The sequence below is a fragment of the Shewanella sp. 11B5 genome (assembly GCF_002836795.1).
Taxonomy (GTDB): domain Bacteria; phylum Pseudomonadota; class Gammaproteobacteria; order Enterobacterales; family Shewanellaceae; genus Shewanella; species Shewanella frigidimarina.
This window is the reverse complement of record NZ_PJAP01000217.1, coordinates 1-11,210: the sequence shown is the minus strand read 5'-3', so window position 1 is coordinate 11,210 and position 11,210 is coordinate 1. Positions and strand designations below refer to the sequence as shown.

The window sequence follows — 11,210 nt, the reverse complement described above, 5'->3', positions numbered from 1 at the left end:
AGAACCAGAGCTAGTTAAAAGCTGGTTTGTAAAATACGGCAGTGAAGCAATTTGTTTGGCTCTTGATGTCAATATCAATGAAGCTGGCGAAAAAATTGTCGCGGTATCGGGCTGGCAATCAGGTGGCGGTAAATCACTAGAGTCATTGGTGGCTGAATTCGAAACTGTCGGCCTTAAGCATGCTTTAGTGACCGACATTAGCCGTGATGGCACCTTAACTGGCGCCAATACAGAACTCTACACAGAACTTGCCGCAACGTATCCTCATATCCTTTGGCAAGCCTCTGGTGGTATTGCGACGCTTGACAATGTCGCCGCTGTTCGAGATAGCAAAGCATCGGGGATCATTATTGGTAAAGCTTTACTGATTAACCAATTTACCGTTAAGGAGGCAATACAATGCTGGCCAAACGCATAGTTCCGTGTCTTGACGTACGTGAAGGTAAAGTGGTTAAAGGAGTGCAGTTTCGTAATCACGAAATAGTTGGAGACATCGTTCCCCTCGCCGCACGTTATGCAGAAGAAGGCGCTGATGAATTAGTATTTTATGACATTACCGCCAGTGCACACGACAGGGTTATCGATAAATCTTGGGTTAGCCGCGTAGCTGAACAAATTGATATTCCATTTTGTGTTGCCGGTGGCATAAAAACCATCGAGCAAGCACGCGAAAAATTAGCTTTTGGTGCAGATAAAATATCAATCAACTCACCTGCATTAAGCGACCCTAGTTTGATATCACGCTTGCAAGATGAATTTGGTCGCCAGTGTATCGTTATCGGCATAGACTCATTTTACGATGCCGTCAGCGACAGTTACAAAGTAAAACAGTTTACCGGAGATGAAGCCGCCACCAAAGACACTCAATGGTATACTCAGGATTGGGTTGAAGAAGTGCAAAAACGCGGTTGTGGCGAGATTGTATTGAACGTCATGAACCAAGACGGCGTGCGCGGTGGTTATGACATCAAACAACTCAGCATGGTACGCGCCATTTGCGATGTACCGTTAATTGCCTCTGGCGGTGCGGGCACAATGGAGCACTTTAAAGAAGTGTTTGAACTTGCCAAAGTTGACGCCGCATTAGCAGCAAGCGTGTTTCATAAAGGTATCATTGATATTGGTGAGTTAAAACAATACTTGCACGCCAATAACATCGCGATTCGTTTATAAGCTTAGGCTTTCACTGCGAAACAATACAAAAATAGCCTCACCGAATAAGAGATTACACATGACAAGCATTACATTTGATAGCACAGGCGTAGACTGGGACAAGCAACAAGGGTTGATCCCTGCGGTTGTACAGCACCACCTAACTGGCAAAGTGCTCATGTTAGGTTACATGGACCAAGCAGCATTAGACAAAACCTTAGCCACTAAACAAGTCACCTTTTTTAGCCGCTCTAAACAGCGTTTATGGACCAAAGGCGAAACCTCAGGTAACACGCTTGATCTCATCGCTATTGACAAAGACTGCGACAACGACAGTTTCTTACTACAAGTGATCCCTAACGGCCCAACCTGTCACACAGGTACAGAAAGCTGCTGGAAAGATGGCAACGCGCACCCTTTTATCGATAACCTAACTAAACTGATTATCTCACGTAAAGGCCAAAGTGCTGATTCAAGCTATACAGCGTCACTATTTGAACGTGGTACTAAGCGCATTGCCCAAAAAGTCGGTGAAGAAGGTTTAGAAACCGCACTTGCCGCAGCAACTCATGACAAAGAAGAGCTTGTTAATGAAGCTTCAGATTTAATGTATCACTTACTTGTGCTTCTTGAGGATCAAGGTTTATCAATGGCTGATATTAATAAAAATTTATTGGATCGTCATAATAAAGCTAAGTAGTATCCGAATAGCTTCAGCACTAAATAGAAAAAGACGCTAATGCGTCTTTTTTGTTGAAGTAAAACCCAGTCTTAACTTTTATGACTTTGAGTAATCGTCAAATTTCCATCAACATGCAGATCACGTTGAGGGTATGCTATAACCACTTCATTCTCGTTAAATAATTCGTACATTCTAAAACGAATTTCACTGCGACGACGACGAATATCGGTTTCAGATACCGCACTAACCCAAAATATCAAATCAAAAATCAATGCATTGTCACCAAAGTCTTCAAATAACACCAAAGGTTTAGGTTGTGGCAAAATATCATCGCGCTCACCAATAACTTGATAAATCAAATCGCGCACCTTAATAACATCAGAGCCGTAAGCAACACCAACACGGATAAAGGTACGCGCATTTTTATCAATCAAGGTCCAATTAGTCACAGTATTTTCTAGTAACTGACTGTTTGGGACCAACATGTGAACCCCATCGTTTCGACGTATCAAGGTTGAGCGAGTATTAATACACTCCACAACACCACGAGCTTCACCTACTTCTAAAAAGTCACCAATACGGATTGGTCGCTCCCACATTAAAATCCAACCACTGATAAAGTTATTGATAATGTTTTGCGCACCAAAACCGACACCAATAGCTATGGCACCTGACACAAACGCAAACGCCGTTAATGGAATATTTAAAATTTCCATACTGGTAAAAACCAGCACTGCAATACTGATAATAAAATACATACGGGTGAACAAATGAATAGCATCTGCACCCACTTTACGACGCTTTAGTGCTTTAACAATCAATCGCCCGACACGAGTGATAATAAACCACGCTAAAAATATGTACAAAGGCACTTGTAACAACTGCAGCAAAGTAATTGGGCTGTCATCGTAAGTAAATACCACAAAAGACAAGGCCGATAGTAATTCATTAAAATCCATAGAAACCTCTTATTATTATTGTGTTCATATTATGGTGGTAGTTATATTTTAGTAAAATTCTTGCTCACCTGGTGGACGAGTTTTGAGTAATTTTAAAAACCACATATATTGCTCTGGATAAGCGCTAATAACTTGCTCAACCACTTTATTCAGCGCTAATGCCTCGTTCTCTTTACCGACCATATCTTGTGGGTCAATAGGCGGCATAACGGTCATCACAAATTGTTTTGCTTGTTCATCATAACCAATTTTTACCGGCATCACTTGTGCATTACCCGCTTGAGCAAGACGCCCTACTACAGGCAATGTTGCTTTAACCGTCCCTAAAAATGGCGTAAACACACTTTTGTTTGGGCCTAAATCCTCATCGGGTAGATAAAAAAAGCTATTATCTTTTTTAAGCTCTGCTAATAACGCACGGATCCCAGCTTCGCGCATATACACTCGTCCCCCCTGACTACTGCGCATACGATTACTGAACCAATTAAACAGCCCATTTCGATGTGCTTTTGCCATGGTCACTAAAGGTATTTCCATGTTAATTCTAAGACCAGCATATTCCATCGGCCACACATGCGGCATGATAAAAATAATAGGCTGGCCAGCATCTCTAGCCGCTTTAACATGTTCAAAACCATTAAGCTGCATACGACGTTTAATATGCGCTTTAGAACGAATCAATAATTCAGCTTGTGACAATAAGACCAACACAAACATACGTACGTTGTATTTTACCAAACGTTCGACTTCATCGCCAGAAAGCTCAGGAAAACAATGACTGATGTTAACTCTAGCGATATTCATTGGCTTTTTGGCGACTTTCATCACGACTCGAGCCAACAATCTCGCAATGGGATCTCTTATGCTGGCCGGAAGTACGCCAAATAGAAACAACACAGCGATAGCTAACCATGTTCCCCAGTAACGAGGGTGTAATAATGATTTATTAAAGCGGGTATCAAAATGTTTTGCTTGTCGTGCCAAAAGAAACTCCAAATAAACGGACCGTGACCCACGGTGAAAATCATATTATAACGATGGCATTATACTAGTGATTAATGAGTGTGGAACAGAAATTATAACAGACAATTCAAAACGTCTGTGATGCCATACAGTCAGCTCCGTTTTATAGAACAGCTTGGGCAATATTTATCAGATAACAAAGTGACCATGCCAATAATAAGCTGATGGTATAGACGAGTGCATGCATTCACCAAATTCAAAAACAAAAGAGCCACTCAATTAAGAGTGGCTCTTCGTAATACAGATCCGTTCGGATTGGCGTATTAACTAGTGAACTATTTTTTACCCGAGTTTGCCGCTTCGACACGTGATTTTAACTTCTGTCCAGGACGGAAGGTAACAACACGGCGTGCAGAAATCGGAATATCTTCACCAGTTTTCGGGTTCCTTCCCGGTCTTTGATTCTTGTCCCTAAGGTCAAAGTTGCCAAAGCCAGATAACTTGACCTGCTCACCACTTTCGAGTGCTTCACGAATTTCTTCAAAGAAAGACTCGACCATCTCTTTAGCCACACGTTTGTTAATGCCTAATGTTTCAAAAAGATGTTCTGCCATTTCGGCTTTGGTAAGTGCCATACTTTAATCCCTCAACGATGCGTTGAACTCGGTCTTTAGAGCCGATACCACTGATTCCATAGTCTCAGTAATATCTTTATCTTCAAGTGTACGAGTAGTGTCTTGTAACGTAAGTGCGATGGCTAGGCTCTTTTTGCCTGGCTCAACACCTTTACCTTGGTATACATCGAACAAGTTTAAGCCAACCAACTGATTTTCGCCAACTTTTCTTATCAAATTCATAACATCAGTTGCAGAAACTGTTTCATCTACTACTACCGCGATGTCGCGGCGATTGGCAGGAAACTTAGACACAGCTTGGGCTAGCGGCAAACGGGCGTGCAATAATGCATCCAGTTCTAACTCAAAAACAATTGTTTTTCCATTGAGTCCAAACGGCTTTTCCAAACTAGGATGGATAGCACCGATGTAACCAATGACTCGATTATTTCGTAATATTTCAGCACATTGACCTGGATGCAGCGCAGGATGTGTTGCCCCTCTAAAGCTAAATTCTGTAGAGGCAACTGTCAAGCCGATTATTGCTTCTAAATCACCTTTTAAATCAAAGAAGTCGACAGTTTTCGATTCCATTGACCAATGTTCTTCGTTTTGAGCACCAGAAATAACCGCGCCCAGCATAGCTTGTTGACGAACACCAGAATCTGCTTGTGCATCAGGAACAAAGCGTAAACCTGTCTCAAATAAACGTACTCTATTTTGCTGGCGGCTCTGGTTATAGCCTACTGCGGTCAATAAACCAGTAAACATTGATAAGCGCATGACTGACATTTCGACAGAAATCGGGTTAGGCAACACCATCGCTTCTTCGCCAGGATGAACAATGTTCTGCATCTTAGGATCGACAAAGCTGTAAGTAACAGCCTCTTGGAAACCACGAGCAACAAATATGCTGCGCACACGTTTTAACGAAATATCCGCTTCTTTGTGATCTGGCATGCTTAACGCCGCTTTGGGTGCGGTATTAGGAATGTTGTTGTAACCGTAAATACGCGCCACTTCTTCGATTAAATCTTCTTCAATCGCCATATCAAAACGATAAGTCGCGGTTGTCACATTCCATACATCACCGCTGGTTTGCACGCTAAAACCTAAACGTTCTAGAATTTCAACCACGTCAGAGTCAGGAATAAAGTGACCTAAGGTTTTATCTAACTTGCTACGACGCAAAGTGATATTAGCAGCTTGCGGTAAATGTTCAGCAGACACAGCTTCAATCACTTGCCCTGCTTCACCACCACAGATATCCAATACAAGGCGAGTAGCACGGTCCATGACCTTATGTTGCAGCTCAGGGTCTACACCACGTTCAAAACGGTGTGACGCGTCTGTGTGTAAGCCTAAGCGACGAGATTTACCCATTATGGCTAATGGTGCAAAGAAGGCACACTCTAAAAGAATGTCTTGAGTGTTTTCATTCACACCAGTACTTTCGCCGCCAAACACACCCGCAAGCGCTACCGCTTGTTTGTCGTCTGCAATCACTAAAGTATCGCTAGGAACGGTAATTTCGTTGCTATCCAGTAAGGTTAGCTTTTCAACACCGTCAGCTAAACGTACGGTGATGCCGCCGTTTAAGGTATTTAAGTCAAACGCATGCATTGGCTGACCAAATTCGATCAACACATAGTTGGTGATATCAACGATTGGATCAATTGAGCGAATACCACTGCGGCGCAATTTTTCTTGCATCCATAATGGTGTAGCGGCCTTAACATTGATGTTTTTAACCACGCGACCTAAGTAACGTGGGCACAAATCTGGCGCTACCACATTAATGCTAAATGGCGCGTCAATAGTGGCCGTAACCGCTTCCCAAGAAGGCTCTGTCACGGCTTGGCGATTTAATACGCCCACTTCACGTGCAAGTCCTGCCATGCCTAAACAATCAGCGCGGTTAGCCGTTAAATCAACATCAATAATGGCATCATCTAATTGCAAGAATTCACGCACATTGACACCGATTGGTGCATCAGTCGGTAGCTCAATAATGCCATCGCTTTCGATGTCGATACCTAACTCGCCATACGAGCACAACATGCCCATTGACGGTTGACCGCGCAACTTGGCTTTTTTAATTTTAAAATCGCCAGGTAACACAGCGCCAACCATTGCTACAGCCACTTTTAAGCCTAAACGACAGTTTGGTGCACCACAAACAATGTCGATAAGCTCATCGCCGCCAACATTGATTTTGGTGACGCGTAATTTGTCTGCATCTGGGTGTTGGCCACATTCAACCACTTCACCAATTATCACGCCGCTAAAATCGGCAGCTACGGCATCAATACCGTCAACTTCAAGACCGGCCATGGTGATTTGGTGTGATAATGCGTCACGACTTACTGATGGGTTAACCCACTCACGAAGCCAAGATTCACTGAATTTCATCTAATTTTTGCTCCGTTATTTGAATTGCTTAAGAAAACGTAAATCGTTTTCGAAGAAGGCACGTAAATCATTTACGCCGTAGCGCAACATGGTTAAACGCTCAACACCCATACCAAAAGCAAAACCAGAGTATTTCTCAGGGTCAATACCAACACTGCGCAGTACATTTGGATGTACCATGCCGCAGCCTAATACTTCTAACCATTTGCCATTTTTACCCATCACGTCTACTTCAGCAGAAGGTTCTGTAAATGGAAAGTAAGATGGGCGGAAACGGACTTCTAAGTCTTCTTCAAAGAAGTTACGTAAAAAATCATGCAAAATGCCCTTAAGCTCTGCAAAGTTAACGTTTTCAGCAACCATTAACCCTTCAACTTGGTGGAACATTGGCGTGTGAGTTTGGTCGTAATCATTACGATAAACACGGCCTGGAGAAATGATCCGAAGTGGCGGCTTTTCATGTTCCATCGTGCGAATTTGTACGCCCGATGTTTGGGTGCGTAACATCACTTTAGGATTAAAGTAAAAAGTGTCATGATCGGCACGAGCAGGATGATGCTCAGAAATATTTAACGCATCGAAATTATGGAAATCATCTTCGATTTCAGGACCTTGCTTAACAACAAAGCCTAACTCACCAAAGAAGGTTTCAATACGTTCGATAGTACGCGTAACCGGATGCAAACCACCGATATCTAAGGTACGACCGGGTAAAGTCACATCAATATTTTCAGCAATTAATTTGGCTTCTAATTCAGATGCTTTTAATCCGTCAATACGCTCAGTCAACTGTTGTTGAACGGCTTGTTTTGCTTGATTGACTGCGGCACCAAAGGCAGGTTTTTCTTCTGCACTTAATGATCCCATCATTTTCATCATGTCAGTGATTTTACCTTTTTTACCAAGGTAATCGACACGGATATCATCCAATGTCTTTAGATCACTGGCCTTCTCAATGACTTCTAAGGCTTGTTCTACGATCTCGGTTAACTGCTGCATGTTATCATCCACTGCATTTTTGCATTTAAATGCGATTGGGCGTCTTGTCGGCTATGCGAGTATACAAAAGCGATAACTCGGTAGTGAGTGACGACGCGGTAGTTTGACGCTTATTATGACAAATAAATCGCCAAAACTTGGGTTAAAATAAAAGAGTGAAATTTTACGTTAGCGAGTCTAAATTTACTAGTCATTATTGGTATATTTAATGGCAAATAGTTGTATTTACCTGCAATTAACCCACTTAGCATGTATCTGCGACGACAAGTAATAAGCCAACAGTCTAGCTAAGCAAAATCGTCGGTCTACTGATGATGAGAATGAATGAATATCTATTGGGCTTGTATGTAACAATTTGGAGGTGTCGAAAAGTTATCACAAAGGACGTTTTGTATGGAGAAAGCACAATAATAAGGAAGGCGCATGTTGCGCCTTCCTTATTATTTGTAGCGAATATTTATTCACAAATCGACAATATTGACCTATCTAAAATTGAGTGTTGCTGTGTCTTTTTCACCGTCATTATCGACAACCGTCAGTGACACAGCTTTATCGCGACGACTGAAACTAAACGCGATTGGCCCATGTGCTTTACGACCATTGTTAAATAGCCAGTTTTGACGTTTAATAAAACCGTCTTGGTCATAGCTAGTTGAAATAAATAATTTCATAAACCATAAGTTGACCAGGTGTATTTGCGCAGTAGGCGCGATATTGGTCGGTTCAATAAGCACATTTATGGTTTTAACGGTTGTCACAACGTCGCCTTTATTGTCAGTAACAGTAAGCTGGACTTGATAATTGCCTGATTGCTGATACTGATGCGAAGCCGTTTCTCCATTAGCAACAGTACCATTAACGATAGTACCATCACCAAAATCCCATTCTAATAACGTAATGTCACCATCATTATCAATAGAGGTAGACTGAACCTGTAGCTGACTACCATTAAGTTGATGGTCAAAACTGGCGATTGGGAGCTCATTTTGGATCTCAAATTGCAGCGAAACAATCACTGGATCATGGTCTGAAGAACGGAAACCATCAGCGTGATACAAGTCTAGTATCTGAGCTGCTGATTTATACTCTTCGTTATAATCAAGGATCCTTGGCTCGTCAGCATTAATATGCCATTCCGTTATCGCTAATACATTATCCAATAACGCTTGGTTTGCTAATGCATGGTCTAATTGACCTGACTCACCCGAGAACACGTAGGAGTATGAATTAACATTACCAAAATGCGCATTAAGCTCGCTATAGCCATGGTTGGCAAGTTGAGTGAGCGGATTTTCTTTGGCATAAGCATTTAAATCACCTATTACCAAGATTTTTTGCTCTGGATACTGAGCCATTAACCATTGCCCAATGGCATCTGTTGCTCGAGTACGAGTTAAATTACAGTTTCCTTGGCCATCAAATAAATCGGGGTCATTGATACTGTCGCAACTGCTTCCTTTTGATTTTAAATGGTTTACGGCAACAACAATGCTGCCCTCACGGCCATTTAGCATAAATGATTGCGTTAACATCGGACGGTTTTTACCGTCATCAAACAATGCCGCGCCATTTCCATCAACAGGCGAATTAGCTGAAGATAATATTTGAGCATCACCTGTTGGAGTGATTTTATCAGCACGGTAGATCATTCCCACAGCAATTGCATCGGTACCTATTTGTGCCACTGAAGGCACAACATAAGCGTATACCTCCGCTCCCATAGCTTGGTTTAATCCGCTGACTAAGTCGTTAATGGCTGAATCACTACCATAGCCGTCATTTTCAATTTCCATTAAACCAAATACATCAGCGTTAATGGCATGCATTGCACTGATAATTTTCACGCGTTGACGCTCAAATTCAGATAATGTGTCGGCGCCGCGATCAGTCGGAAATCCATTGCCGTTGCCATCACCGTTGAAATAATTAAGCACATTGAAACTGGCGACACGAAGATCTGCGCCAAGCGCTAACTCTGGAGTAGATTGTCGCGGGTTACTTTGCACTACATTGACCACTTGAGTTGGCATCACACGATATTGGCTAAAGCCATAATGCATAATACCCTCGAGCCCGGTAACAGAATCGCCTACCCGCAAGGTATTTGAGGCTGATAACCCAGGAGCTGGATAAGGTATCTGTTCAGGATTTTGGCTGGTTAAGCCATCATCCAACAAAATACTATCTCTGGCATTCGCTTCAGTCACTGCCAGCGCTGCGGCACCAGGTAAAGCAACTTGAGTACCGATAAAATGGCGACTACTGCCTAATGATACTTCACCATAACGGCCCAAGTTATACACTTCATTGACCACTAGAGATTGATCGAATAATACCCGCATGCCTTCAACACGCTCAAGTTGTTGATTGTCGGCTAACGGCAATGTGACAGTAGCAACCACAGGCAATGGTAGGTTAGTGCCACATAGAGCAAATTGAGTCACATTAGACAACTGAGTTGTACCTTGGTATTCGGCAACAGAAGCTTGTAAACGAACTCGATCTCCGGCATTCACATCCAATGGTTGATTACCGCTGTAAACAAAAATACCTTCTGAGGTGTTAATGTCAGTATCGACTTCGCTGTCGGCCATTTGGATAAAGATACCCTTTAGCCCAGCTTGTTGATTACTTGTCACAATAGCTTCAACCACCACGTCTGAACCCACTAATGGGCTTGCTGCATCTATACCTTGAATGTCATGGATTGCGACGGCACTTTGTGAACAGACAAATTCTATTGGCTCAGTTGGGTCTACTGGGTCTACCGGATCTGTTGGGCCAGAATCATTACCTGCGAAAACACCTAAATCACTGATGTCATCTTGAGCAAAACCTTGCCAGCCAGCTAATGTGACTTCATCGTCAGTAATAATATCTGCAACTAATTGACTGGCGTCACGACGAAGAGTGTTGTTTTGTGTCGATAAATCACCCGTTCCCCATTCTGATCCAGGATCGACACCCACTTGTCCTAGGGAATCGATAACTAGGTTATTGTGACTGAGTACAATGGCATCATCACCATTAAAAAAGCTCGCAGTACTAATCTGTTGGGCAAGCGCAAGGATTTCTGCTGATGCATCATTATCGGCAATAACAAACGTTGAGTTGGCTGCAATATTACCATCCAATGTAATATTGGTTGTCGCTGCAGTATTGCCATTAAAATAAAATGACAACACATAATCACTCAAATCTATCGCTGTCGAACTTGGATTGTACAATTCTATAGCTTTGTTATTACTGCTTCCTTCTATGTACTCTGAAATAAGCACATCTTGGGCAGCAACATTGAATACCATTAATGATGATATCGACATCGCGAGCAACGACTTTCGAACTAACATAGTGAACCCCTATTCATTATCCATAAATCCAATGAGTTAATTTAATTATTCAATTGATATGTTATTGATTGCTATAACC

At 42.3% G+C, this 11,210-nt stretch carries 9 protein-coding genes; 3 read left to right on the top strand and 6 right to left on the bottom strand.

Annotated features, from left to right (window positions below; translation table 11 throughout):
- The 3 genes from CXF78_RS01810 to hisIE all read left to right on the top strand — a co-directional run.
- On the top strand, positions 1-418 hold a 418-nt coding region (locus CXF78_RS01810; RefSeq protein ID WP_257984803.1), incomplete at its 5' end, for a HisA/HisF-related TIM barrel protein.
- Entirely contained in the window at positions 400-1,173 is a 774-nt protein-coding gene (hisF, locus tag CXF78_RS01805) for an imidazole glycerol phosphate synthase subunit HisF (RefSeq protein ID WP_102035794.1), read from the top strand. The genes CXF78_RS01810 and hisF, both read left to right, overlap by 19 nt.
- 58 nt (positions 1,174-1,231) lie before the next feature.
- Positions 1,232-1,852: a bifunctional phosphoribosyl-AMP cyclohydrolase/phosphoribosyl-ATP diphosphatase HisIE gene (gene hisIE / locus CXF78_RS01800; protein ID WP_102035793.1), complete on the top strand. Its 621-nt coding sequence runs from the start codon at positions 1,232-1,234 to the stop codon at positions 1,850-1,852.
- Between the two features lie 71 nt (positions 1,853-1,923).
- On the opposite strand, the gene CXF78_RS01795 is transcribed toward hisIE, so the two are convergent.
- The 6 genes from CXF78_RS01795 to CXF78_RS01770 all read right to left on the bottom strand — a co-directional run bounded on the left by CXF78_RS01795 (position 1,924) and on the right by CXF78_RS01770 (position 11,131).
- Entirely contained in the window at positions 1,924-2,793 is an 870-nt protein-coding gene (locus tag CXF78_RS01795; protein ID WP_102035792.1) for a mechanosensitive ion channel family protein, read from the bottom strand.
- A 48-nt stretch (positions 2,794-2,841) separates the two neighbouring features.
- A complete protein-coding gene (lpxM, locus tag CXF78_RS01790; protein WP_102035791.1) occupies positions 2,842-3,777 on the bottom strand; it encodes a lauroyl-Kdo(2)-lipid IV(A) myristoyltransferase in 936 nt (311 codons plus the stop codon).
- 314 nt (positions 3,778-4,091) lie between these two features.
- Entirely contained in the window at positions 4,092-4,391 is a 300-nt protein-coding gene (ihfA, locus tag CXF78_RS01785) for an integration host factor subunit alpha (RefSeq protein WP_011637176.1), read from the bottom strand.
- Positions 4,392-4,394: 3 nt separating this feature from the next.
- Positions 4,395-6,782: a phenylalanine--tRNA ligase subunit beta gene (gene pheT / locus CXF78_RS01780; protein WP_102035790.1), complete on the bottom strand. Its 2,388-nt coding sequence runs from the start codon at positions 6,780-6,782 to the stop codon at positions 4,395-4,397.
- A 15-nt stretch (positions 6,783-6,797) separates the two neighbouring features.
- Positions 6,798-7,781: a phenylalanine--tRNA ligase subunit alpha gene (gene pheS / locus CXF78_RS01775; RefSeq protein ID WP_011637174.1), complete on the bottom strand. Its 984-nt coding sequence runs from the start codon at positions 7,779-7,781 to the stop codon at positions 6,798-6,800.
- A 482-nt stretch (positions 7,782-8,263) separates the two neighbouring features.
- On the bottom strand, positions 8,264-11,131 hold the full coding sequence (locus CXF78_RS01770; protein ID WP_102035789.1) for an ExeM/NucH family extracellular endonuclease: 2,868 nt from the start codon (positions 11,129-11,131) through the stop codon (positions 8,264-8,266).
- Positions 11,132-11,210 lie beyond the last annotated feature (79 nt).

What these genes read in the sequence shown, in the direction of transcription:
- hisF (WP_102035794.1), top strand. Translation starts at nt 400, where the DNA reads ATGCTGGCCAAACGCATAGTTCCGTGTCTTGACGTACGTGAAGGTAAA.
- hisIE (WP_102035793.1), top strand. Translation starts at nt 1,232, where the DNA reads ATGACAAGCATTACATTTGATAGCACAGGCGTAGACTGGGACAAGCAA.
- CXF78_RS01795 (WP_102035792.1), bottom strand. Translation starts at nt 2,793, where the DNA reads ATGGATTTTAATGAATTACTATCGGCCTTGTCTTTTGTGGTATTTACT.
- ihfA (WP_011637176.1), bottom strand. Translation starts at nt 4,391, where the DNA reads ATGGCACTTACCAAAGCCGAAATGGCAGAACATCTTTTTGAAACATTA.
- pheT (WP_102035790.1), bottom strand. Translation starts at nt 6,782, where the DNA reads ATGAAATTCAGTGAATCTTGGCTTCGTGAGTGGGTTAACCCATCAGTA.
- pheS (WP_011637174.1), bottom strand. Translation starts at nt 7,781, where the DNA reads ATGCAGCAGTTAACCGAGATCGTAGAACAAGCCTTAGAAGTCATTGAG.
- CXF78_RS01770 (WP_102035789.1), bottom strand. Translation starts at nt 11,131, where the DNA reads ATGTTAGTTCGAAAGTCGTTGCTCGCGATGTCGATATCATCATTAATG.